Here is a 23,461-nt window from a genome sequence, read left to right on the forward strand (position 1 = left end):
TTCGGGAATCGTACGTCCGGAATGCGAGACGGAAAAGGGGCCGGGCCCATTCGGCCCGGCCCCCATTCGCCTTTTCGGTCGGCCGTTGGATCAGCGCAGATCGAGGCCGATCAGCAGCGGGTCGTGGTCGGACGAGCGGAACGCGTCCGGCCGGTAGAACTCGGCCGGGTTGTACTCGGTGTTGTAGTCGAGGAAGCGCGGCTCGTCGCTGTTGACGTGCCAGATCGTCGCGCCCGTCACGCGCCGCGACAGCGCCGGGCCCGCGAGCATGTGGTCGAGCTCGCCGGACTGGCCCATGTAGACGTAGCTGTAGCGGTCCTCGTCGTCGACGAACCGCTTCGTCTGGCTGGTCAGGCCCGCGTCCTCGAGCACCTCGATCGGGTCCTCCGCCGCGTACGCGTTCAGGTCGCCGAGGACGAGCGGGTTCTCCGCGGCCTTCGCCAGCTCCGCGATCGCTGTCGCCTGCTCCACCCGGCGCGCGTTGTAGCAGCTCTGCCCGTCGCCCTGGTCCGCGTCGGGACCGGACGCGCCGCCGCAGCCCTTCGACTTGAAGTGGTTCACGATCGCGGTGAACGCCGCGCCGCCCGCCGCCGGACGGAACGCCTGGACGAGCGGCGGACGGTCGAGCACGTCGTCGCGCGACGAGCGCGGCGCGCCGACCGGCGTCACCGTCGCCTTGTCGTAGATGAACGCGACCTTGATCTCGTCCGTGCCGGGGTACGGGTGCGCCGTCCACGCGTACGTCCGGCCGGCCCCCGCCTCGGCGGACGCGGCGTTCAGCGCGTCCACGAGCGCCTTCAGCGCGGTGTCGCCGTTGTTCTCGACCTCCATGAGCCCGACGACGTCGGCGTCCAGGCCGCGGAGCGCCGCGACGAGCTTGGCGAGCTGCCGGTCGCGCTCGGCGACCGTGTTCGCGCCCCGCCGGTCGAGCGTGGTGAACCAGTTGAGCGTGTTGAAGCTCGCGACCCGCACGTCCCCGCCGACCGGCTCCGGCTCGTCCGGCCGGGGGTTGGCGCGCGCGAAGTGCGGGCTGCGGGTCGGCTGCAGCCGGTAGGAGTCGAACCCGTACGACAGGACGCCCGTGAGGCCCTCGGTGACGTCGCCGAGCCGCACGACGCGCCCGTCGGCGGTGTAGGGGACGGTGTCCGGGTTCTGGACGTTCGAGGCGTCGTCGACGAGCAGGCGGCGGGCGTCGTTCTCCGCCTGCGAGGAGTCGTCGTGGCCGTCGGTCGGCTGGAACAGCCGCCCGCCCTCGGCGACCGTGATCTCCCCGTACCGGGCGAGGTCGTAGGTCTCGCTCGCGACCATCTCGCCCCGGAACCGCAGCAGGACCCCCTCGAACTGCTCCGGCTTCGCGCCGTCCTCCAGCGGCAGCCGCACGTTGTCCGGCGCGATCGCGGGGGCGGTGCCGCACACGTCCACGGCCGACACCGGCGACAGCTCCGTCAGGCCGTGGTACTCGACGACCTTCCCGGTGACGAGCACCCGGTCGCGGACGTCCACGTCCCGCGTCGAGTACACGAAGATCCCGTCGGAGGTGCGCGGGTCGTCGTCGGGCGTCGGGTCCTGCACGAAGAAGCCGCGGAGCCGGTCGGACCGCTGGAAGTCGGCGGTGACGACGCCCTCGACGCGGACGGTCCGGCCCGCGAGCGGGGAGGCGTCGCCGGTGCCCTGCACCGCCGCGATCTCGTGGTCGGCGGGGACGGCACAGGCCGCGGGAGCCGCCGCGGCGGCCGGGGCGAGGCCGGTGACGAGACCGGCCGTCACGGCGGCGGCGGCGAGGACCGCCGCCGGGCGTGCTGCTGCTGATCGGCGCATGGGCGGGAGCGTAAGGCGGGCCCGCCGCCCGCCGGGGACCGGTTCGTTAACGCTCTACCAACTTGTAATGGATTGCCGTGATTGGTGTGCCACGTGGGGCGAAACGCCGATCGCTCCCGGTTTGACCCGGCCGCGGTCCCTTCACCGTCGGGTGACGGTCACTTCCCGTTCGGCCAGTGGCCGTGCCACGCGTCGTACGCGGCGCCCGGCAGCACCCGGGGCAGCGCCGACGTGCGCAGCCGGCCCAGCTCGGCGCCCGTCCCGGCCGCGCCGAACTGCAGCTCGGTCGCGTAGGCGGCGCGGTCGAGGCTCGCCGGGCCCGCCACCAGGCACGTGTACCGGGGGCCGGGCAGCTCGTCGTCGGGGATCGCGGCGCCGACCGCGAGGCTGTTGGCCACCGTCACCCAGGTGCCGAGGCCGATGACCTGCCGCTCCGCGCCCTGCTGCTCCCACCGGAACTGCAGGATCGGCTTGGAGAAGATCGGCACGAGCAGGTGCGAGACGCCGCAGGACAGTAGCTCCCGCTCCCACCCGATCGAGCGGCTGAGATCCTCGCAGATCAGCACCGCCAGCCGGCCGAGCGACGAGTCGAGCACGCTGATCCGCGCCCCCGGCCGCGAGTACTCCTCGGCCGTCCCGTCCTCCGGCGCGTTCCGCAGCCGCCACAGCCGCATCTGCGCCGCGTCCAGCGTGAACCCGGACAGCTTGTCCTGGACGAGCAGCTCCTGGCCCGTCCACCGGTCGATCAGCACCGCGCGGTTCGGCGGCGGGTCGTCGCCGCCGAGCGGGCCGGTGCCGACCAGCAGGAACCGCAGCGGGTGCCGCTCCCGGTCGCGTCCGGCCGTGTCGAACGCGACCTCCTTCCAGTGCTCCAGCAGCGAGTCCGACAGCGACGACTCCGGCATCACCGCGAGCCGCGCGCCCGACTCGTCCAGCCGCCGGATGATCGTCTTGATCCGGCTGCGGATCCCCGCGGTGTCCATGGGGCGCAGCCGGTACACGGTCATCCCGTGCTTCTCCTCGAACGTGATCTCCACGTCGTCGAACGTCTCCAGCACCGGGGCGCAGCCCACGGCGACCGGTTCGTCGCGGCTGAAGTGCGGGTCGTGCACCGACGGCAGGATCGTGTGGTCGATCTTGTCCCACTCGGCCTTCGGGACCCGGTGCACGCCGAAGAACTCCGCCTTCGTGCGCCGCCCGCGCGGCCGTCCGGGGAACGCGCAGCGGGGGAGCAGCGCGCCCTCCGTCTCCGGCCCGTTGAGCCGCCCCTCGGTCAGGTAGTTCACGAGCGTCCCGGCGAGCGCGGGCGCGTCGTAGTACGGCGAGTACGGGCTGGCGTGCGCGAGCGCCGCGTCGAGCCCGAGCAGCAGCGCGAACCGTCCGCCGTCGCCGTGCTCGCGGACGATCCGCGCGGTCTCCTCCGGGGCGAGCTCCCCGTCCTCGAGGACGGTCTCGGCGACGGCGTCCGCCGCGGCCCGCACCTCGGGATCGTCGTACCAGCGGGTGGCCGTCCAGGACTGGAAAACGTCGTCGGACACCGAGTCGTAGAGCCTGACGAAGAGATCAGCTGGTGCGGCCGGGTAGGCGGGAGCCCCCAACTGATCCTGCATGAGCACCCTCCGGGGGAAATCAACGAGCGGCGACATCTGGCGGTAACTCGATGCTAACCGGAGGGGCACCCGCGTTCCGTGGCATCGGATACAGTCTTCACTTGACAATCATTTGGCATCGGCGCACCCTTGAGGGGTACGGCCACTTCATCGACCCAGGAGCAGCCGTGAACCTGAGGGCAGAGCCGACCTCGCCGCCGGCCGGGCGCACCCGCGACCGCCGCACCGAGGCGCGGCGTCTCATCGAGACCATGGAGCACGCCAAGGTCATCAGCGACGGGCACTTCAGCGCGCTCGGCATGCTGATCACCGACGCGTCGCTGACCGCCGACGAGCCCGCGCTCGTGGAGGTACAGGACGGCCTGCAGTGGCTGCACCGGCACTACCTCGACGTCGACGCGCTCGACGGCGCGCAGCGCGAGCAGCGCGGCCGCATCCTCGGCCTCATCGACGTCGTGCACTGGGCGCTGCGCCGGCTCCCGTCCGGCCTGCAGCTCGCCCTGCAGCCCGACGGGCACGCGGCCCGCTTCCTCGTCGCCGTCTGCCGCCGCCGCGGCATGTCGAACCAGCAGCTCGCCGCCGAGCTCGGCACCGACGAGACCGAGATCAGCCGCGTCGGCCGCAAGCTGCTGTCGGCCGGCGTCGTCTGGAAGCGCAAGGAGTGGCGCCGCAACTCCTGGGAGATCACCCCGCGCGGGCGCGAGTACCTCGAGACGTCCGGCCTCCTGCCCGAGGAGCCCGGCGAGCCGCGCGCCGAGACCCCGCGCGCCGAGCGTCCGGTCGTCCGGTCGTCCGACCCCGACCTGCACGAGCGCCGCCGCGAGCCGGGCCCCGACCAGCCGGTCCCCGGCCATCCGCTTCCCGACCGGCCGGGACCGTCGCGCGAACGCCCCCGCCGCGGCTGATCAGCCGCGGCGCCGCGCCAGCGGCAGCACGAGGAAGATCAGCACGGCCGTCATGGCGAACGCGGCCGCGTGGCCCGCCCGGTCGGCGGCGACCCCGAACGCCGCGCCGCCGACCCCCATGCCCCCGTCGAAGCCGATGTTCCAGATGGCGCTCACCGTCCCGTAGCCCGACAGCGGCACCCGCTCGTACATCATCGCCAGGCTCGCGTTCTGCGCCACCCCGAAACCGGCTCCGAACAGCACCATCGCGGGGAACACCGCGGCCGGGTTCGGGGCGAGCACCAGCAGCGCCACGCCCGCCCCGGCGACCGCGACCGCCGGGAGCAGCAGCCGTCCGGCCCCGTGCCGGTCCCCGACCCGCCCGGCCCACCAGCGGGTGAACGTCGTCGTGCCCGCCTGCACCAGCAGCGCGCCCGCCGCGAGGCCGGTGACCGCGGGCAGGAACGTGACGAGGACGCCCGACGCCATCGACGTCGCGCCGAACGCGAGCGCGGGGAGCACCAGCACCGCCGAGCGCAGCCCGGCCGCGATGCCGAACGCGGGCTCGTCCGCCCCGCCCGTGCCCGTCCGTCCGGGCAGGCCGGGCAGCACGGCCAGCGCGGCCAGCGAGAGCACCGCGCCCGCGACGAACACCGGCGCGTACCCGACCCGCTCCGCGAGCCACACCCCGAGCGGCAGCGCCAGCACCGACGGCGCGCCCGTCATGATCCCGTACAGCCCGAGCCCCTCGCCGCGCCGCTCCGGCGGGACGAGCGCCGCCGCCATCGCGCCCGTCACCACCACCGCGACCGCGAAGCCGAGCCCCCGCACCAGGCTCACCGCGACGATCATCGGCATGCCGTCCGACGCGGGCAGCACGAGCGACGGCGCCCCGAGCAGGACGAGCCCGACCGCGAGCACCGCCCGGTGCCCGAACCGCCGGATCAGCCGGGGCAGCCCCAGTTCGGCGAGCACCGTCGTCAGCATCAGCGTCCCGGTCGCCAGCCCCGCGCCGACCTCGCCCGCGCCGCCGGACCGCGCGTACATCGGCACCACCGACATCAGCAGGAAGAAGCCGGTGAGGGAGGTCAGCGTGGCGGCGAACACCAGCGCCAGGTGCCGTCCGACCAGCCGGGGGCGCAGGTCGGGGGCGGGATCGGAGTGTCGGAGGGCTTCGCTCATTACACCGACGTTAGAAGACCCGGACGACCGGAATCGCCGCTGGGTGCGAGGGGGAGCGCTCCCGGTTTGTTGAGTCCGTTGCTAAGAGCGGCGCCCGACCATGTGAGAAGACTTCATTTTCCTCGCGGGCCTCGTGGGACACAGTCGGCTGCATTCACTTTCCTGGCCCACCCCCCTGGAGTGAGGATGCGACTACGGACCCTGTTCACCGCCGCGGTGCTCGGTGCCGCCGCGCTGACGGTGCCCGGCGCCGCGGCGGCGCCCGCCGCGGCAGCCGCGCCGGCCGGGTGCGGCGCCACCGACGAGGAGATCTACGCCGCGCCGCCGGCGGCCGTCCAGGGGAACGCGGGCGACCTGCTGGCGTGCCGGGAGGCGGTGCTGACGAACATCCCCGGCGACATCCCGATGAAGGCGTGGAAGGTCCGCTACGTCTCGACGGACGTCAAGGGGAACAAGAACGTCGTCACCGGGACGGTCGCGGTGCCGGAGGCGGAGTGGACGAAGGGCGGTTCGCGCCCGACGGTCGCGTTCAACCCCGGCACCCTCGGCTCCGGGCCGCAGTGCGCGTTCTCCAAGCAGCTCGCGGGCCGGTACGTCGACATGTACGAGGGCGGGAACCTCGCGCTGTTCCTGAAGGAGGGGCACGCGATCGCCGCGACCGACGGCGTCGGGTACCTCGACGGGCAGGTCCACACGTACATGGTCGGCGCGAACGCCGGGCACGCGCTGCTCGACATCGTGCGCGCGTCGCGGCAGATCCCCGGCGGCGGACTGCGGGCCGACGGGAAGGTCGGCATCTCCGGCTACTCGGAGGGCGGGGCCGCGTCGCTGTGGGGGGCGCAGCTCGCGTCGTCCTACGCGCCCGAGCTGGACGTCGTGGGCGCCGCGGCCGGGGGCGTGCCGGGCGACCTGAAGGTGACCGCGAAGGCGCTCAACGGCAGCCTGTTCGCCGGGTTCCTCGCGGACGCGCTCGTCGGCCTGAACGCCGCGTACCCGGAGATGCCGTTCACCGAGCTGATGAACGAGAAGGGCGAGAAGGCGATCCGGGACGTCCGGTCGCACTGCCTGTTCGGGACGCTCGCGGTGTTCCTGGGCGCGAAGGTCGAGAACTTCTCCACCGACGGCCTGTCGCTCGAGGAGATCTACGGGCTGCGCGGCCCCGGCGGGGCGACCTGGGGCGAGATCGTCGACCGGCAGCGGCTCGGCGAGGGCATCGGGACGCCCGGCTCGGGCGCCCGGTACGAGATCGGCTTCCCGGTGTTCCAGTACCGCGGCTGGCTCGAGGAGATCATCCCGCACGAGACCGAGGACGCCACGCGGAAGGCCTACTGCGACGCGGGCGTCAACACGACCTGGAAGTACACGTACCCGGCCGAGCACCTGACGACCGACTGGCTCGCCGCCGGGGACGTGACGAACTTCCTGGACGACCGTTTCGAGGGCAAGCCCGCCGAGGGCAACTGCTGATCCGTCCCGGAGGCCGGGCCGCCGGACGAACCGGGGCCCGGCCTCCGGGGATCCATCCAGGTCAAGGAGAACATTGACATGACAGCGGGTGTCGCCGAGGCCGGCAACAGAACCCCGCAGCCGGACATATCCGGAACGGTCCCGTGGCCCGAGCGGATCGCGATCGCGGTGTTCGTGATCGGCCCGATCGCCGGGGTGCTGGGCGCGATCCCGTTCCTGTGGGGCTGGGGCATCGGCTGGACGGACGTCGCGATCTTCGCCTTCCTCTACCCGCTGAACGCGATCGGCGTGACGGTCGGGTACCACCGGCACTTCACGCACGGCGGGTTCAAGGCGAAGCGGTGGCTGCGGATCGCGCTCGCGATCCTGGGCGGGCAGGCGATGCAGGGGTCGGTGGTCCGGTGGGTCGCCGACCATCGCCGCCACCACAAGTACGCCGACCAGGAGGGCGACCCCCACTCGCCGTGGCTGTACGGGCCGGGCGTGTGGGGGCTCACCAAGGGCCTTTACCACGCGCACATGGGCTGGCTGTTCAGCAAGGACCGGACGTCCCGCAGCAAGTACTGCCCCGACCTGCTGAAGGACAAGGACATCCGGTTCCTGTCGCTCGACCCCGTGTACGCGCTCATCGTGCTGTCGACGTTCGCGGTGCCGTTCGCGCTCGGCGGGCTGCTCACCTGGTCGTGGCACGGCGCGATCACGGCGACGTTCTGGGCGGGGCTGCTGCGCGTGTTCGCCGGCGACCACATCACCTTCTCCATCAACTCCATCTGCCACGTGTTCGGCAAGACGGACTTCAAGACCCGCGACAAGGCCCGCAACGTGTGGTGGCTGGCGATCCCGTCGTTCGGCGAGTCGTGGCACAACCTGCACCACGCCGACCCGACGTGCGCGCGGCACGGCGTGCTGAAGGGCCAGATCGACATCAGCGCCCGCGTGATCTGGATCTTCGAGCGGCTCGGCTGGGTCTGGGACGTCCGCTGGCCCGACCAGGAACGCCTCGCCGCCCGCCGCGTCTCCCCGTGACCCCGCGTGTCCCGTGATCCCAGGAGCCTCACCATGAGCGATCTTCCCGCCCTCGACCGGACGCCGCTGATCGAGCGGCTCGCCCGGTTCGCCAAGGACTTCCCCGACGACCGCGCCTACACGTTCATGGACTACATGTCCGACCCGGACGGCGTCGCCACCGACCTCACGTGGGGCGAACTCGACCGGCGGGCGCGCGCGCTCGCCGCCGCGATCCGCCGCGCGGCCGAGCCCGGACGCCGCGTCGCGCTCCTCGCCCCGCAGGACCACCACTACGTCGCCGGGTTCCTCGGCGCGATGTACGCCCGCGTCATCGGCGTCCCGCTGTTCTCGCCGGACCTGCCCGGCCACGGCGACCGGCTCCGCGCCGTCTACGACGACGCCGAGCCCGACGTCGTCGTCACCACGAGCGCCGCGCTGCCGGCCGTCCGGACGTTCCTGGACGGCGACGGCGTGCGCCCCGCGGAGATCGTCGTCGCCGACGAGGTCGACGCGTCGCTCGACTGGACGCCCGAGCCGATCGACCCCGACGACGTCGCCTACCTGCAGTACACGTCCGGCTCGACCCGCACCCCGGCCGGGGTGATCATCACGCACGGGAACTTCGCGACGAACGCCGAGCAGCTGTGGCGCACGTTCGAGGGCATCCCGCGCGAGTCGACCGGCGTGAACTGGCTGCCGGTGTTCCACGACATGGGCCTGGTGACGACGGTCGCGCTGCCGCTGGTGTACGGGAACCCGGGCGTGATCATGGACCCGGTCGCGTTCATCATGCGGCCCGTCCGCTGGCTGGAGCTGCTGAGCGGGCAGGACCACGCGTTCACCGGCGGCCCGAACTTCGCCTACGAGTACCTCACCGCGCAGGTCACCGAGGAGGAGAAGGCGAACCTCGACCTCAGCGGCGTCCAGGTGTTCATGAACGGCGCGGAGCCGATCCGGGAGAGCACCCTCACCGGCTTCTACGAGGCGTTCAAGGACTGCGGGCTCCGCAAGGAGGCGCAGGTGTGCGCCTACGGCCTCGCGGAGGCGACCGTGTACGTGTCGGCGTCGTCCCGGTTCCAGGAGCCGACGCGCACCGCGTTCGACCACGAGGCGCTGCGGCGCGGCGTCGCCGACCCGTGCGCCGCGGACGCGCCCGGCGCGATCCAGCTGCTCGCCTGCGGCACGTCCTACGGCCAGCACGTCGTGATCGCGGACCCGGAGACCGGCGTGCGGCAGCCGGACGGGACGGTCGGCGAGATCTGGGTGCACGGCCCGAACGTCGCCGCGGGCTACTGGGGGCGCCCCGAGGCGACGAGGGAGACGTTCCAGGCCGAGCTGTCCGGCACGGTCGGGGACGTGCCGCGCGGCCCGTGGCTGCGGACCGGCGACCTCGGCGTCCGGCACGGCGGCGAGCTGTACGTCACGGGCCGCATCAAGGACCTCGTCATCGTCGACGGCCGCAACCACTACCCGCAGGACGTCGAGTACACGGTGTCGACCGCGCACAAGGCGATCCGGCGCGAGTACACGTGCGCGGTCGCGGTCGACACCGGCGACACCGAGGGCCTCGTGGTGATCGCCGAGCGGAACCGGCGCGTCCCGATCGCCCTGCTGGACGCCGAGGACGTCGCGCGGGCCGTCCGGGCGGCCGTGAAGAAGGACCACGACCTGCGGGTGCATGACTTCGTCCTGATCGAGCCGGGCGGCCTGCTCCGCACCAGCAGCGGCAAGATCGCGCGTTCGGCGTGCCGGCAGGCGTACCTGGAGGGGACGCTGCCGCGCACCGCGACCGGCGGGACCGGCTGACGGTCACGCCCGCTCCCCGTCGGCGCCCAGCAGCCAGACGGGGAGCAGGAGCATCAGCTCCAGGCGCAGCTCCGGGTCCTCGATGTCGAAGTCGAACATCTCGTGGAGCTGCGCCATCCGGTACCGGACGGTCTGCGGGTGCACGCGCAGGGCGTCCGCGGCGTCGGTCGCGTTGAACCCGTGCTTGAGGCATTCGAGGAGGGTCCGCGCGAGCCGGGCGCCGCGGTGCGGCCCGGCGTCGGCCAGGGGCGCGAGCCGGCGCCGGGCGGCCGCCTCCGCGAGCGTCCGGCCCTCCTGCAGCAGCAGTTCCGGCAGGTGCCGGTCGGCGTGCAGCAGCCCGCCGTCCCGCGTCTTCGGGCAGTCCGGGAGCAGGTCGAGGGTCCGGTGCGCCCAGTGCAGCGACACCCCGGCCTGCTCGAGCGGCACCGACGGCCCCGCCGCGCCCGTCCAGTCCCGCAGCGGCGCGGTGAGCCGGTCGATGCCGCCGGGCCGGTCCGGGTCGGGCACCACGAGGCAGGTGCGGCCCCGGTCGAGCCCGGACAGCAGTGCGGGCGGCAGCCCGCGCGGGCCCTCGCCGCCGTGGCCGGGACGGGTGTCGAGCACGAGCACCGCGATCCGTTCGGGCAGCGGCCAGCCGGCGAGGGCGGCCTGCTCGACGATCACCTCGCGCGGGGCGGGCGGGTCCGACAGCAGCAGGCTCAGCAGCCGCGCCCGCCGCTGCTCCCGCTCGCCCGCCGCCTTCTCCCGCGCCCGCGCGTACCCCTGCGCGGCGGCCGACGCGAGCAGGTCGAGGTACGCGAAGTTCGCCTCGGTCAGCCGGATGGCGAGCTCCCGCGGCTTCTTCAGCCGGTCGGCCTCCCGCGACAGGTACCGCCAGGCCGTCCGCGACGCGACCCGCAGCGCGTTCTGGAAGTGCTCCAGCCCGCGCCCTTCCACGGCCTCGCCGTAGCCGATGTCGAAATAGAGCTGGTGGAGTTCCTTCCACGACGCGTCGGGGTCGGCGATGAGCCGGACGAAGTGCTCCATTCCGCGCGCGGTCGTTTTCCGGACGACCTCCACGTAGACGGGGTCTTCGAGGCGGGCGTACTCGGGGACGTTCCGCAGGATCCCCTCGACCATGGCGTCGCCCAGCGCGGGCAGGTGGGGGCGGAGCCAGTCGGCCTCCTCGCGGGGGATGTCGCGCCAGGGCTGGTCCGACAGGTCGTCGGCGGCGGGCCGTTCGGCAAGCTCGGTCACAGGGGCACCTCCGTGAGCACAAACCCGGGCCGCCAGGCTAGGCAGAGTGTGTCACCGGCGACACTCACCGCGATGACAACACTTCCGGCGACTTGCTCCGGGGGCGAGCGTTTTTCGCGACGTGGAAACACAGGCCCGTCCAATTTTGGGTGAATTGCACAGGAAACACCGGCATATCCGGTGCCGTTTGCCCGTCAAGATCGCGGGTAGAGCACCGGCCGGTGAAGGAGGGCCCGCGCATGCACGACCAGGACGGGCGGCGGCGCATCCCCCGGACGGACGCCGTGCTCGCCGACCCGCGGCTCGCCGCGGCCGCCCGGCGCCTCGGGCGCGGGCCGGTGAAGGAGGCGGTCGTCGCCGCCCAGGCGCGGGCCCGCGCGGGCGAGATCCCGCCCGCCGCGGTCGCCGACGAGGCCGCCGCGACGCTGCCGCCGACCGCGTCCGCGCTCCGCCCGGTGATCAACGCGACCGGCGTGCTGCTGCACACCAACCTCGGCCGCGCGCCCCTCTCGCGGGCCGCCCGCGACGCCGTCGCCGCCGCCTCCGGCGTCACCGACGTCGAGCTCGACCTCGCCACCGGCGCCCGCGCCCGCCGCGGCCGCGGCGCCCTCGACGCGCTGGCCGGGCGCGTGCCCGCCGCCGAGGCCGCGCACGTCGTCGGCAACGGCGCCGCCGCGCTCGTCCTCGCCGCCACCGCGCTCGCGGGCACCCGCGAGATCATCGTCAGCCGCGGCGAGCTGGTCGAGATCGGCGACGGCTTCCGCATCCCCGACCTCCTCGCCGCGACCGGCGCCCGGCTCCGCGAGGTCGGCACCACGAACCGCACGTCCCCGGACGACTACGCGGCGGCCGTCGGCCCCGACACCGGCTTCATCCTCAAGATCCACCCGTCGAACTTCCGGATCACCGGCTTCACCCGCTCGGCCGGCATCGCCGAACTGGCCGGCCTCGGCGTGCCCGTCGTCGCCGACATCGGCTCCGGCCTCCTCGCCCCCGAACCGCTCCTCCCGGACGAACCCGACGCGCAGACGGCCCTCGCCGCGGGCGCGGGCCTCGTCACCGCCAGCGGCGACAAGCTCCTCGGCGGCCCGCAGTGCGGCATCGTCCTCGGCCGCGCGGACCTCGTGCGCGCGCTCGCCCGGCACCCCCTCGCCCGCGCGCTCCGCGTCGGCAAGATGACCCTCGCGGCGCTCGAGGCCACCCTCCGCGGCCCCGCCACCCCCACCGCGCGGGCCCTGCACGCGGACCCGTCCGAGCTGCGGGAACGCGCCGAGAAGCTCGCCGCCGCGCTGACCGAGCACGGGATCGACGCCGCCGCCGTCGCCAGCGAGGCCGCGGTCGGCGGCGGCGGCGCGCCCGGCGTCGCGCTGCCCAGCGCCGCCGTGTCCCTGCCCGCGCCCTGCGCCGCCCGCCTCCGCCGCGGCGACCCGGCGGTGATGGCCCGCGTCGAGCACGACCGCTGCCTGCTGGACCTGCGCGCCGTCCCCCCGGAAGACGACGCCGCCCTCGCCCGCGCCGTCCGGGCGGCGGCCGAGTGATGCACGTCGTCGCTACCGCGGGGCATGTCGATCATGGGAAGTCGACGCTGGTGCGGGCGCTGACCGGGATGGAGCCCGATCGGCTCGCGGAGGAGCGGCGGCGCGGCCTGACGATCGAGCTGGGGTTCGTGTGGACGGCGGCGCCGGACGGGGGCGCGATCGCGTTCGTCGACGTGCCGGGCCACGAGCGGCTCGTCACGACCATGCTCGCGGGCGTCGGGCCGGTGCCCGCGGTGCTGTTCGTCGTCGCCGCCGACCAGGGCTGGCAGCGGCAGTCGGCGGAGCACCTCGCCGTGCTGGACGCGCTCGGCGTGCGGCACGGGCTGCTCGCCGTCACCCGGTGCGACCTCGCCGACGCCGCGGCCGTCCGGCGCACCCGCGAGGACGCGCTCGACCGCGTCGCCGCGACGTCCCTCGGGTGGGTCGAGGCCGTCGAGGTCAGCGGCGCGACCGGCGCCGGGCTGGACGCGCTGCGGGCGGCGCTCGGACGACTCGTCGCGGGGCTCCCGGCGCCCGACCGGGACGCCGACGTGCGGCTGTGGACCGACCGGGTGTTCACCGTGCGGGGCCGGGGAACGGTCGTGACCGGCACCCTCGGCGCGGGCGCGATCCGCGTCGGCGACCGGCTCGCGGGGCCCGGCGGGACGTTCCGGGTGCGGGGCCTGCAGTCCCTCAAGGAGGACCGGCGCGAGGTCGGCGCCGTCGCGCGCGTCGCCGTCAACCTGCACGGCGGCGGCGAGATCGGGCGCGGCGAGGCGCTGCTCACCCCCGGCCGGTGGCTCACCGCGGACGTCGTCGACGTGCGGCTGCGCGGCGACCCGGCCGCCGACCTGCCGCCCCGGCTCACCTTGCACGCCGGATCGGCCGCCGTGCCCGTGCACGTCCGGCCGCTCGGCGCCGACACCGCGCGGCTGAAGCTGCGGCGGGCGCTGCCGCTGCGCGTCGGCGACGCCGCGCTGCTGCGCGACCCCGGGCGGCACCGGGTCGCCGCGGGGATCACGGTCCTGGACGTCCGCCCGCCCCCGTTCGTCCGGCGCGGCGCCGCCGCGGCCCGCGCCCGGGACCTGGCCGGGCGGACCGGACGGCCGGACGGCGCCGCCGAGCTGCGCCGCCGCGGGCTGGTGCGGCGCGCGGAACTGGTCGCCATGGGCGTCCCGGCGCCGTGCGAGCCCGTCGCCGGCGACTGGCTCGCCGACCCCGGGCACTGGGCCGACCTGCGGCGCCGCCTCGTCGCGGCCGTCGCGGAGCACGCCCGCCGCCGCCCCGCCGACCCCGGGCTGCCCGCCGACGCCGCCCGCCGCGCCCTCGGCCTGCCCGACCGCGCGCTCGTCGACGCCCTCGCGGACGGGCTGCGCAGCCGCGACGGCCGCCTCTACGCGAAGGCCCCCGAACTGCCGCCGGACGTCCGCGCGGCGGTGGACGCGGTCCGCCGCGACCTCGCCGCCGCCCCGTTCCGGGCGCCCGACGCGAACCGGCTCGCCGAGCTCGGCCTCACCCCGCGGCTGCTCGCCGCGGCCGCCGCCGCGGGCGCCCTGCTCAAGATCGGCGACGGGCTCGTGCTGCTGCCCGGCGACGACGCCCGTGCCGCCGCCCGGCTCGCCGAACTCGACCCGCCGTTCACGCTCAGCGAGGCCCGCCGCGCGCTCGGCACCACCCGCCGCACGGCCGTCCCGCTGCTGGAGCACCTGGACGCCCGCGGGTACACCGTCCGCGTGGACGACCGGCGCCGACGCTGCCGCGACACCGAGGGGGCACCATGACCGTCACCGCCGAACGCCTCACGCAGTACGCGCACGGCGGCGGCTGCGCCTGCAAGATCCCGCCCGGCGAGCTCGAGGACGTCGTCGCCGGGCTGACCGCCGCGCCCCGGGACCCGAACGGGGAACTGCTCGTCGGGCTCGACACCGGCGACGACGCCGCCGTCGTCCGGATGCCCGGCTCCCCGGACGCGGTCGTCGCCACCGCCGACTTCTTCACGCCCGTCGTGGACGACCCGTACGACTGGGGGCGCGTCGCCGCCGCGAACGCCCTCTCGGACGTGTACGCCGTCGGCGGCCGCCCGCTCGTCGCCGTCAACCTGCTGGCCTGGCCCCGGGACGTCCTGCCGTTCGACCTCGCGCGGGAGGTGCTGCGCGGCGGCCGCGACGTCGCGGCGCTCGCGGGCTGCCATGTCGGCGGCGGGCACAGCGTCGACGACCCCGAGCCCAAGTACGGGATGGCCGTGACGGGCGTCGCCGACCCGGACCGGCTGCTGCGCAACGACACCGGCGCCCCCGGGCTGCCGCTCACCCTCACCAAGCCGCTCGGCGTCGGCGTCCTCAACAACCGGCACAAGGCGACGGGCGAGGCGTTCCCGCAGGCCGTCGCGGCGATGACGGAGCTGAACCGGGACGCGTCCGCCGCCGCGCTCGCCGCGGGCGCCCGCTGCGCGACGGACGTCACCGGCTTCGGCCTGCTCGGGCACCTCTACAAGCTCGCCCGCGCGTCCGGCGTCACCGCCGTCGTCGACGCGGCGGCCGTCCCGTACCTGGACGGCGCGCGGGCGGCCGTCCGGGACGGGTTCGTCAGCGGCGGCACCCGCCGCAACCTCGACTGGGTCGCGCCGCGCACCGACTTTGGCGCCGCCGGCGAGGAGACCCGCCTGCTGCTGGCCGACGCCCAGACCTCCGGCGGCCTCCTCGTCGCCGGCGAGGTCCCGGGACATCCCGTCATCGGCGAACTGGTCCCCGCCGCCGACCACGCGATCGTCGTCCGCTGAACCGGTCCGCTAGACCGCGGTCCCCGTCTCGTCCGTGATGCCCGCGCGCCGCTGGTAGTCGCGGACGAGGTCGAGGAGCGCGGCGCCGCGGGGGCGGCGGCCGGGCCGGATGTCGCAGGCGAGGGCCTTCGCCTCCTGGATGTGGGTGTTCGGGTCCAGGGAGAGGTGCAGGAGCTCGTTCGCGGCGTCGCCGGTGCTGTAGCCGTTCGGGCCCCAGTGGTAGGGGAGGCCGATCTGGTGCAGGGGCCGCCCGTCGACGACGAGGGGCCTCATCCGGTCGGTGACGAGGACGCGCGCCTCGACGGCGTTGCGTCCGTTCACGATCGTCGCCCAGCCGCCGTGCCGCAGGTTCCGTTCGGCGGCCAGCTCCGGCGAGACCTCGCAGAAGAACTCGGGCTGGAGTTCGGCCAGGTAGGGCTGCCACCGGGACATGCCGCCCGCCGTGTGGTGCTCGGTGAGGCGGTACGTCGTCACCACGTACGGGAACACGTCTGCGCCCGGCTCGCCGCCGCTCGGCTGGTACCGGTTCGCCGGGTGCGGCCGCAGCACGTGCCGGACGGGGTTGTGCTGCTGGGCGTACAGCGGGTTCGCGAACGGCGATTCCTGCGGCTCGTAGTGCGCCGGCAGGGGGCCGTCGACGAGGCCCGCCGGGGCGAACAGCCACGCCTTGCCGTCGGCCTGCATGATGAACGGGTCGTTGCCCGCGAGCGCGGCGGGGCCGGTCGAGCCGTGCTCCGGCTCGAAGTCGGGGGCCTTGCCGGCGGCGAAGTCCGGCACGTCGTGGCCCGTCCACTTCCCCTCGCCCGGGTCCCACCAGACGAGCGCCTTGCGTTCGCTCCACGGGTTGCCGTCCGGGTCGGCGGACGCCCGGTTGTACAGGATCCGGCGGTTCATCGGCCACGCCCAGCCCCATTCGGGCGCGACCCAGCTCTGGTCGCGGCCGGGCTTGCGGCGGGCCGTCTGGTTGACGCCGTCCGCGCGGCAGCCCGCGTAGATCCAGCAGCCGCAGGAGGTGGACCCGTCGTCTTTGAGCTGCGTGTACGAGGAGATCGGGTTCCCCTCGCCGTCGTACCCGTTGATCTCGGCGAGGACGGCTTCGGCGTCGGGCTCGTCGAGGGCGCCGTGCGTCGGGTAGTCCCAGGTGAGGTCGAGGACGGGCCGGTCCATCTCGTCGGTGGAGCCGGCGAGCTTCTCCCGGATGATGCGGCCCAGGTGGTACATGAACCACAGGTCGCTGCGGGCGTCGCCGGCCGGGTCGACGGCCTTGTGGTGCCACTGCAGCATGCGCTGGGTGTTGGTGAAGCTGCCGTCCTTCTCGGTGTGCGCGGCGGCTGGCAGGAAGAACACCTCGGTGCCGATGTCCTCGGTGCGCAGCTCCCCGGTCTCGATCTCCGGGCCGTCCTTCCACCACGTCGCCGACTCGATCAGCGAGAAGTCGCGGACGACGAGCCAATCGAGGTTCGCCATGCCGAGGCGCTGCACCTTCGCGTTGGCGGACCCGACGGCCGGGTTCTCGCCCATCAGGAAGTAGCCCTTGCAGACGCCGTCGATCTGCGCCATCGCCGTCTCGTACGTGCTGTGCGAGCCGGTGAGCCGCGGCAGGTAGTCGAAGCGGTAGTCGTTGTCCTCGGTGGCGGCGTCGCCCCAGTAGGACTTCAGCAGGCTCACGAAGTACGCCCGCATCTCGCCCCAGAAGCCCTTCTTCGCCGACTCGCCCTCGACGAACCGGTCCAGGTCCAGGCCCGGGTGCGCGTGCGGCATCGGGATGTACCCGGGCAGCAGGTTGAACAGGGTCGGGATGTCGGTGGAGCCCTGGATCGAGGCGTGCCCCCGCAACGCCAGGATCCCGCCGCCGGGGCGGCCGATGTTGCCGAGGAGCGTCTGCAGGATCGCCGCCGTCCGGATGTACTGGACGCCCACCGTGTGCTGCGTCCAGCCGACGGCGTAGGCGAACGCGGTCGTCCGGTCCCGGCCCGAGTTGTCGGCGACGAGCCGGCACACCTCCAGGAACCGGTCGGCGGGGACGCCGGTGATGCGCTCCACCATCTCCGGGGTGTACCGGGAGAAGTGCCGCTTGAGCACCTGGAACACGCACCGGGGGTCCTGGAGCGTCGGGTCGCGCTCCGGGTCGCCCTCGCCGATGCCGGGGCCGCCCGACCCGGCGGTCTCGCCGCGCCCGGAGTCCGCCACCGCCCGCCGGTGCGCCTCGTACGCCTGGTCCCGCTGCCCGGACGCCGCCTGCACCTGCATGCCCTCGTACTGCCAGCTCGACAGGTCGTAGCTGCGGTGCTCCGGGTCGAGACCGGAGAACACGCCGTCGAGGTCCTCGGTGTCGCGGAAGTCCTCGCTCAGGATCACCGGCGCGTTGCTGTAGTTCAGGACGTAGTCATGGAAGTACGCGTCGTTCTGCAGGACGTAGTTGACGATCCCGCCGAGGAACGCGATGTCGCTTCCGGCGCGCAGCGGGACGTGGACGTCCGCGAGCGCGCTCGTCCGCGTGAACCGCGGGTCGACGTGGACGACCTTCGCGCCGCGCGCCTTCGCCTCCATCACCCACTGGAACCCGACCGGATGGCACTCGGCCATGTTCGAGCCCTGGATGACGATGCAGTCGGCGTTCTGCAGGTCCTGCTGGAAGGTGGTCGCGCCGCCGCGTCCGAACGAGGTTCCCAGACCGGGAACGGTGGAGGAGTGTCAAACGCGCGCCTGATTCTCGATCTGCACCGCGCCGAGCGCGGTGAACAGCTTCTTGATCAGGTAGTTCTCCTCGTTGTCGAGCGTGGCGCCGCCGAGGCTCGCGACGCCCAGCGTGCGCCGCACCCGCAGGCCGTCCTGCTCCCACTGCCAGCCGTGCCGCCGCGCCTCGATCACCCGGTCGGCGATCATGTCCATCGCGACGTCGAGGTCGAGCTCCTCCCACCCGGTGCCGTGCGGGCGCCGGTACAGGACCTTGTGCTCGCGCGCCGACCCGGTGGTGAGCTGCAGGCTGGCCGAGCCCTTCGGGCACAGCCGGCCCCGGCTGACGGGCGAGTCGGGGTCGCCCTCGATCTGCGTGACCTCGCCGTCCCGGACGTACACGTCCTGGCCGCAGCCGACGGCGCAGTACGGGCAGACCGACTTCACGACCTTCTCCGCGGTGCCGGTCCGCGGCTTCAGGTCCGCGGTCGCCGCGCTCTTGACGGCCGCGCCGCGCCCGAGCGGGTCGCCGTCGGAGAACTGGCGGTAGACGGGCCACGCGCCGATCCACTGCCGGACGCCCATGCCGCACACCGCCTCTCGCTCTCCCGGAGCCACCCGGACGCAGCGTCACCTACCCGGCCCGCGCCCGCTAAACACCGGCCCGCTGACCACCGGCCCGCTGACCACCGTGCCCGCCTCTCCGGTCATCTCCCCGCGAACACCGCGAGGTGCTGCGAGATCGGCTCCGGCCGCCCGCCGTTCTGGACGGCGGCCGCGGTGAGGACGTCCAGGTGCTGGTAGCCCGGCGCGACGACGTCGCCCGGCCGCGGGTCGCGAGCGCCGAGCCCGTCCCCGGCCTGCAGGTTCAGCGTCGGGTTCGCGTCGATCCCGCCGGTGTGGACGGCGTCGCCGGCGATGCCCGGGGCGTCCGCGAGCGCGATGTCGGTGATCAGCTTCGTGGGGAAGTAGTGCTCGGTGAAGTCGAGCGGGTGCTCGGACAGGCTGCGGGCGAGCTGCGCGATGTCGGTGACCTCCTTGGCGGCCGTCGTGAACGGCCCGCCGTGCTTCGACCTGTACCCGGGATCGTCGGGGGCGCCGACGAGGTCGAAGTTCCGCCACGTGTACAGCGGGCCGTGCGGGGTGTCGGGGATCGCCTTGCGGTCGGTGCCGAGCAGCGCCGAGAGCCCGCCGAGGCCCAGCTCGTCCAGGTTGTTCGGCGCCGGGAACTCCTTGTCGACGATCTTTCCGCCGTCCCAGAACCCGACGCTGGCCTGCATGAACGCGAGCGGCTGCGAGTTGTCGTCCAGCAGCCCGCCGAGCGCCGCCGCGTTGGTGAACCGGAAGTCGCGGACGGTCGGGGAGCCGGCGGCGAACGTCGGGTAGTCCTCGGCGAACAGCAGCCGGTAGGTGGTGTCGGTGTTGAACGAGGACGGGACGTAGGTCGCGAGGTCGGAGACGCCCTCGGGGTCGAGCCGCGCGGCGAGGCCCGCGATCGCGAGGAGGTTCATCGTCTCGGTGTTGACGACGGCGGGCGCCGACAGCGCGCGCGGGACGATCCCGGCCGCCAGCCCGAGCCGGACGACCCCGGCGCCGAACTCGACGAGCGGCACCATGTCCGCCGGGAACCCCTCCATCCCGAGGATGCCGGTGTCGATGCGGGTGTCGAGCGCGAAGTACCCGGCGCACTGCTCGTACCCGGCGTCGGCGGTGGTGGCGCGGTCGCCGTCGAAGTCCCACATCGCGAAGTAGGCGGTCAGGACGCCGCCGAGCGAGTGCCCGCCGCACATCACCTTCCGCTTGCGGAGTGCCGGGTCCGGCAGCTCCCGCACGAGGAGGTCGTACTGGTCGCGGACGGTCCGCTCCAGCCCGACGTGCTGGAGCCACTCCACCTGCTCGTTCGTCCGGTACCCGGCGAACTTCCGGCCGTCGACCTTCTTCTGCCGGTAGTAGTAGTCGACGGCGAGGTGGACGTCCCCGGCCGCGAGCCCCGCCCGGATCCCGGTGCGGTCCTCCAGGCAGTTGGACCGCCGGTCGAGCGCCCAGAACTCGATGTGGTCGCCGTTCTCGGCCGCCTTGCGGACGGTGTTGCGCGCGAGCCCGTCGAACGACCCGGCGCCCGCGAAGATGCCCGGTTGCGCGACGAGGACCCGGTCCGCGTCCGCCGAGTCCGCCGGGCCGTCCGCGTGCCGGTACCGCAGGTACGACAGCCAGTCGCACTGCTCGGGGCGCGGCCCGGCCGACTCCGGCAGCGGCACCCGGACCCGCACCACCGACTCCTCGACGTCGGTGACCGGCGAGCTGGACGCGACGGGCGTCTCGGTCCGGTCGGCGGCGCGGGCGGTCGCGGGCGGGGCGGACAGGACGCCGGCGGCGAGCGCCGCCGCGGCGAGGGCCGCCGCCGCGCGGCTCCGCAGGGACGGGGTACGGGCGGCGCGTCCCGTGCCGGGGCTCGGCCTCATCACGCTCTCCTCGGGGGAGGACCGGTCGATGAGTCGACAATGAACGCCGCCGCCCGCCGGGGATAGTCCTCCGGCGGATGATTCGCCGCCCGCCGGTTATCCGCGCCCGCCAAATTCCGTGGTGCCGGGGCCGGCCGGGGGCTCAGTCCAGCGCGACCGCGCGCACCCTCTCGACGAGCTCGGCGTACTCGGCGAACTCGGACGGCGTCAGCGCGCGCCCGTACACGGCCGCCGTCACCCGGTTCGTCGCGGCCTCGGCCTCCGCGCGGCGGGCGACGGCGGACGCGTCGGCGGCCGCGTCGTCGGCGACGTCGAGCCAGCCGACGAACCGCGCCCGGGCGGGTCCGCCCTGCGCGAGGACGGCGTCCAGCGGGGCGAGCCCGGCGGCGGTCGTCGCGCACAGGTGCACGGCGCCGCGCCACTCGCGCAGGACGTTGATCAGCTGCATCAGCCGGGCGGGCCCGCCGGCCGCGGTCGCCTCGGCGCGCCATCCGGCGAACAGCGGCAGGCCGGAGCCGTCGGCGGTATCGATGACCCGCCCGGCCAGCTCGGTGAGCCGTTCGACCGCCGCGGCGTCGAGACCGGACAGGTGGTCCTCGCCCCACCGCGCGCAGGCGCGGCCGTACCGGCGGGCGGCCTCGCGGGCGCCCGCGACGGCCACCCCCTGCTCCCAGAAGAGCCGGACGGCGCCGGGCTCGAACCAGCCGAACGCGGCGCACACCACGCTCGCGTCGACGTCGCCCAGCACACCGCCGCGCCCGGCGAAGTACCACGCGAACGGGTTGTCGTACCCGGCCTCCTTGCCGCGCTCGCCGGTGACCCGGTCGAGCATCCAGGCCGCGCCGACGTCGTGGACGTTCTTGTCGACGGTCGGCACGGTCCGGTCGAGGTCGGTAACGGTCGGTTCGCCCACGCGCGGCACCCTTCCCACAAGAAACCGAATGGTCTTCGGTTGGGGAGGGTACCGGGACGGAGCACCCGTCGGCTACGGCCCGTCCGGGAGCTACCCGAGGCGCAGCCGCTCGACCGGGTGCGGGCCCTCGGTCTCCAGGCGGTACTCCTCGCCGTACTTGTCGATGTGCTCGTCGATGACGCGCTGCTGCGGCGGCCGCTCGGCGTTGATCTTGGCCTGCCACTCCTCGAACCGACGGTGCGCCTCCTGGACGTAGCCGGTGCCCAGCGTCGTCCAGTCGATCTGGGTCGCCAGGACCTCCCGGACGTACTCCTTGTTCGGCTCGAACCGGACCGGCTCGGGCAGCGCGGGCGCCAGGATGCTCTCGGGGTCGCGGCCGTCGTGCCGCCGCATCAGGTCGCACGCGATGTGCAGGTGCTCCAGCTCCATGTTCAGGTGGAGCTCCCAGATGTTCTTGACCCGCGGGTCGGTCTCGGTCTGCATGAACGAGTAGTAGAGGTAGCACTCGTTGTACTCGTGGTTGACGAGCCGCTCCCACCAGGTCTCGCCCGGGTCGACCAGCGACTCGTAGTGCGTGACGTGCTCCTCCTCCACCAGGCCGATCTCCTGGTAGAGCTGGCGGGCGATCGGCTCCATGTACATGGGGCCGACGTTCATGTAGAAGTTCATCGTCTGCTGCTCGGCCGACATGATGGTCAGCGCGTGCAGCTTCGACAGCGGCGCGGCCGTCTCCCGGTCGTAGGGCTCGCGGACGTTGTCCATCGGGTGCCGGTGCTGCAGCGGGCCGGGACGTCCCGGCATCACCTCGGTGAGCTGGTCGACGATCTTCTCCGCCCGGCGGTGCTCGATCATCTCGTACAGGTTCGCGTACCGGTAGAGGTGGTCGAAGTCCTCCAGCAGCCCGAACTCGTACGCCTGCTTGAGGTAGGGGTCGGGCTCCATCCGCGCGACCCAGCCGGTGAGGTCGACGGCGACCTGCTCGTAGGACAGGGTCGTCTCGAGGACGGACGCCTGGCCGGGCAGCAGCCAGTTGACGGTCTTCTGCTGCTGCTGCTCCATGTAGCGGACGTGCGCGAGCTTCTGCTTGACCTCGGGGTCGGGGCACACGCGGTTGAAGTGGTGGCTGAACATGATCGCCTCCACCTCGATGCCGTTCATCGTGATGATGCGGCACTTGGTGTAGGGATCGGCGTGGTCGGGGTCGACGGGCGCGACGTCGAGCTGACCCCAGTTGCGCAGCTGCTCGTCGAGCGGGATGCCGCGGTGTTCGAGCGGGTTGAAGGCCACCAGGCTCACCCTCCTGTGGGACGTTCGTCGGTTCGGCCGCCGCTTGTCGCCGGCCGCGTCTCGTGGGCAAGCCGCACGTACCCCGCCCGCCCCTTTCACACATGGATCGGACGGCCGCGTACCGGATCTTTGCCCGCCCATCGCCCCTTCCTCGCTTACCGGACCGGGCGACGGGTACTGCACCGGCGCCCGCGCCGTGAGCCGGGCGGACCGCTCGCCGAGACACCGGAGGACCCGCATGAGCACCGCACCCACCGCGGTCGAGAACGACATCGTCGACCTGCTGCGCGCCCAGCACGGCCAGATCCGCGACCTGTTCGACAAGGTCGAGCACACCACGGGGAGGGAGCGCACCGAGGCGTTCCAGGCGCTCGTCCGGCTGCTCGCGGTGCACGAGACCGCCGAGGAGGAGATCGTCCACCCGGCGGCCCGCAAGGCGCTGCCCGGCGGCGACGGGATCATCGCGGACCGGCTGCTCGAGGAGCGCGCGGCCAAGGAACTGCTCGCCGAGCTGGACGGCATGGACACCGCGGCGCCCGACTTCCTGGAGAAGCTCGACAGGCTCCGCATCGAGGTGCTGACGCACGCGCGCGCCGAGGAGCGCTACGAGTTCGACCGGCTCGGCGCCGCGTTCACCGCGGGGCAGCGCAAGGGCATGGCGGCGGCCTTGAAGGCCGCCGAGGCGACCGCGCCCACGCATCCGCATCCCGGCACGGAGAGCGCGTCGAAGAACATGATCATCGGGCCGATGGCGGCGGTCGCCGACCGCGTCCGCGACATGATCCGCGACGCCCGCGACAAGGGCTGACGGCCGGG

Annotated in this window: 16 protein-coding genes; 8 read left to right on the forward strand and 8 right to left on the reverse strand. The window is 73.8% G+C overall.

What is annotated here, in order from left to right; genetic code table 11:
• Positions 1 to 90: 90 nt before the first annotated feature.
• Together AB0L25_RS12255 and AB0L25_RS12260 are read right to left on the reverse strand one after the other, a co-directional pair.
• The gene (locus AB0L25_RS12255) at positions 91 to 1,818 is read right to left on the reverse strand and encodes an ExeM/NucH family extracellular endonuclease (RefSeq protein ID WP_500171277.1); all 1,728 of its coding nucleotides are present in this window, start codon (positions 1,816 to 1,818) and stop codon (positions 91 to 93) included.
• A gap of 158 nt (positions 1,819 to 1,976) precedes the next feature.
• On the reverse strand, positions 1,977 to 3,428 hold the full coding sequence (locus AB0L25_RS12260; protein ID WP_500171279.1) for a carbon-nitrogen hydrolase family protein: 1,452 nt from the start codon (positions 3,426 to 3,428) through the stop codon (positions 1,977 to 1,979).
• A 167-nt stretch (positions 3,429 to 3,595) separates the two neighbouring features.
• On the opposite strand from AB0L25_RS12260, the gene AB0L25_RS12265 reads away from it, so the two are divergent.
• Positions 3,596 to 4,333: a hypothetical protein gene (locus AB0L25_RS12265; protein ID WP_500171281.1), complete on the forward strand. Its 738-nt coding sequence runs from the start codon at positions 3,596 to 3,598 to the stop codon at positions 4,331 to 4,333.
• Here the strand turns inward: AB0L25_RS12265 and AB0L25_RS12270 are convergent, their stop codons facing one another.
• Positions 4,334 to 5,494 carry an MFS transporter gene (locus AB0L25_RS12270; protein ID WP_500171283.1) on the reverse strand — a complete coding sequence of 387 codons (1,161 nt, stop codon included), beginning with the start codon at positions 5,492 to 5,494 and terminating at the stop codon, positions 4,334 to 4,336.
• A gap of 186 nt (positions 5,495 to 5,680) precedes the next feature.
• Here AB0L25_RS12270 and AB0L25_RS12275 point away from each other — a divergent pair, with 186 nt between their 5' ends.
• The 3 genes from AB0L25_RS12275 (at position 5,681) to AB0L25_RS12285 (ending at position 9,775) form a co-directional block, all read left to right on the forward strand.
• A complete protein-coding gene (locus AB0L25_RS12275) occupies positions 5,681 to 6,961 on the forward strand; it encodes a lipase family protein (RefSeq protein ID WP_500171285.1) in 1,281 nt (426 codons plus the stop codon).
• Positions 6,962 to 7,039: 78 nt separating this feature from the next.
• A complete protein-coding gene (locus tag AB0L25_RS12280; protein WP_500171286.1) occupies positions 7,040 to 7,987 on the forward strand; it encodes an acyl-CoA desaturase in 948 nt (315 codons plus the stop codon).
• A gap of 33 nt (positions 7,988 to 8,020) precedes the next feature.
• On the forward strand, positions 8,021 to 9,775 hold the full coding sequence (locus AB0L25_RS12285; protein WP_500171288.1) for a fatty acyl-AMP ligase: 1,755 nt from the start codon (positions 8,021 to 8,023) through the stop codon (positions 9,773 to 9,775).
• Between the two features lie 3 nt (positions 9,776 to 9,778).
• Here AB0L25_RS12285 and AB0L25_RS12290 read toward each other — a convergent pair whose 3' ends face one another.
• Positions 9,779 to 11,011: a PucR family transcriptional regulator gene (locus AB0L25_RS12290; RefSeq protein ID WP_500171290.1), complete on the reverse strand. Its 1,233-nt coding sequence runs from the start codon at positions 11,009 to 11,011 to the stop codon at positions 9,779 to 9,781.
• Between the two features lie 239 nt (positions 11,012 to 11,250).
• Here AB0L25_RS12290 and selA point away from each other — a divergent pair, with 239 nt between their 5' ends.
• From selA to selD, 3 genes are read left to right on the forward strand one after another with little or no spacing between them, the layout of a single operon-like run.
• On the forward strand, positions 11,251 to 12,549 hold the full coding sequence (gene selA, locus AB0L25_RS12295; protein ID WP_500171292.1) for an L-seryl-tRNA(Sec) selenium transferase: 1,299 nt from the start codon (positions 11,251 to 11,253) through the stop codon (positions 12,547 to 12,549).
• Entirely contained in the window at positions 12,549 to 14,309 is a 1,761-nt protein-coding gene (locus tag AB0L25_RS12300; protein ID WP_500171294.1) for a SelB domain-containing protein, read from the forward strand. The genes selA and AB0L25_RS12300 overlap by 1 nt, the downstream gene beginning before the upstream one ends.
• Positions 14,306 to 15,307 (forward strand): selenide, water dikinase SelD, encoded by a 1,002-nt coding sequence (gene selD / locus AB0L25_RS12305; protein ID WP_500171296.1) that lies wholly within the window; start codon positions 14,306 to 14,308, stop codon positions 15,305 to 15,307. Before AB0L25_RS12300 ends, selD begins: the two co-directional genes overlap by 4 nt.
• Positions 15,308 to 15,316: 9 nt before the next feature.
• Here selD and fdh read toward each other — a convergent pair whose 3' ends face one another.
• The 4 genes from fdh to AB0L25_RS12325 form a co-directional block, all read right to left on the reverse strand.
• On the reverse strand, positions 15,317 to 18,568 hold the full coding sequence (fdh, locus tag AB0L25_RS12310) for a formate dehydrogenase (RefSeq protein WP_500171298.1): 3,252 nt from the start codon (positions 18,566 to 18,568) through the stop codon (positions 15,317 to 15,319).
• Positions 18,569 to 18,690: 122 nt separating this feature from the next.
• Positions 18,691 to 20,445, reverse strand: a complete 1,755-nt coding sequence (locus tag AB0L25_RS12315; RefSeq protein WP_500171299.1) for a hypothetical protein — start codon at positions 20,443 to 20,445, stop codon at positions 18,691 to 18,693.
• A 142-nt stretch (positions 20,446 to 20,587) separates the two neighbouring features.
• Positions 20,588 to 21,358 carry an SCO6745 family protein gene (locus AB0L25_RS12320; protein WP_500171301.1) on the reverse strand — a complete coding sequence of 257 codons (771 nt, stop codon included), beginning with the start codon at positions 21,356 to 21,358 and terminating at the stop codon, positions 20,588 to 20,590.
• 90 nt (positions 21,359 to 21,448) lie between these two features.
• Positions 21,449 to 22,645 carry a hypothetical protein gene (locus tag AB0L25_RS12325; RefSeq protein ID WP_500171303.1) on the reverse strand — a complete coding sequence of 399 codons (1,197 nt, stop codon included), beginning with the start codon at positions 22,643 to 22,645 and terminating at the stop codon, positions 21,449 to 21,451.
• 238 nt (positions 22,646 to 22,883) lie between these two features.
• Here AB0L25_RS12325 and AB0L25_RS12330 point away from each other — a divergent pair, with 238 nt between their 5' ends.
• Positions 22,884 to 23,453 (forward strand): hemerythrin domain-containing protein, encoded by a 570-nt coding sequence (locus AB0L25_RS12330; RefSeq protein WP_500171305.1) that lies wholly within the window; start codon positions 22,884 to 22,886, stop codon positions 23,451 to 23,453.
• The last annotated feature ends 8 nt before the right edge of the window (positions 23,454 to 23,461 follow it).

This window comes from Spirillospora sp. NPDC052242 (assembly GCF_040679555.1).
In the GTDB taxonomy this organism is placed as follows: Bacteria; Actinomycetota; Actinomycetes; order Streptosporangiales; family Streptosporangiaceae; genus Spirillospora.

Coding starts and splice junctions, on each gene's coding strand:
- AB0L25_RS12255 (WP_500171277.1), bottom strand. CDS start 1,818: ATGCGCCGATCAGCAGCAGCACGCCCGGCGGCGGTCCTCGCCGCCGCC.
- AB0L25_RS12260 (WP_500171279.1), bottom strand. CDS start 3,428: ATGCAGGATCAGTTGGGGGCTCCCGCCTACCCGGCCGCACCAGCTGAT.
- AB0L25_RS12270 (WP_500171283.1), bottom strand. CDS start 5,494: ATGAGCGAAGCCCTCCGACACTCCGATCCCGCCCCCGACCTGCGCCCC.
- AB0L25_RS12275 (WP_500171285.1), top strand. CDS start 5,681: ATGCGACTACGGACCCTGTTCACCGCCGCGGTGCTCGGTGCCGCCGCG.
- AB0L25_RS12280 (WP_500171286.1), top strand. CDS start 7,040: ATGACAGCGGGTGTCGCCGAGGCCGGCAACAGAACCCCGCAGCCGGAC.
- AB0L25_RS12285 (WP_500171288.1), top strand. CDS start 8,021: ATGAGCGATCTTCCCGCCCTCGACCGGACGCCGCTGATCGAGCGGCTC.
- selA (WP_500171292.1), top strand. CDS start 11,251: ATGCACGACCAGGACGGGCGGCGGCGCATCCCCCGGACGGACGCCGTG.
- AB0L25_RS12300 (WP_500171294.1), top strand. CDS start 12,549: ATGCACGTCGTCGCTACCGCGGGGCATGTCGATCATGGGAAGTCGACG.
- selD (WP_500171296.1), top strand. CDS start 14,306: ATGACCGTCACCGCCGAACGCCTCACGCAGTACGCGCACGGCGGCGGC.
- AB0L25_RS12315 (WP_500171299.1), bottom strand. CDS start 20,445: ATGAGGCCGAGCCCCGGCACGGGACGCGCCGCCCGTACCCCGTCCCTG.
- AB0L25_RS12330 (WP_500171305.1), top strand. CDS start 22,884: ATGAGCACCGCACCCACCGCGGTCGAGAACGACATCGTCGACCTGCTG.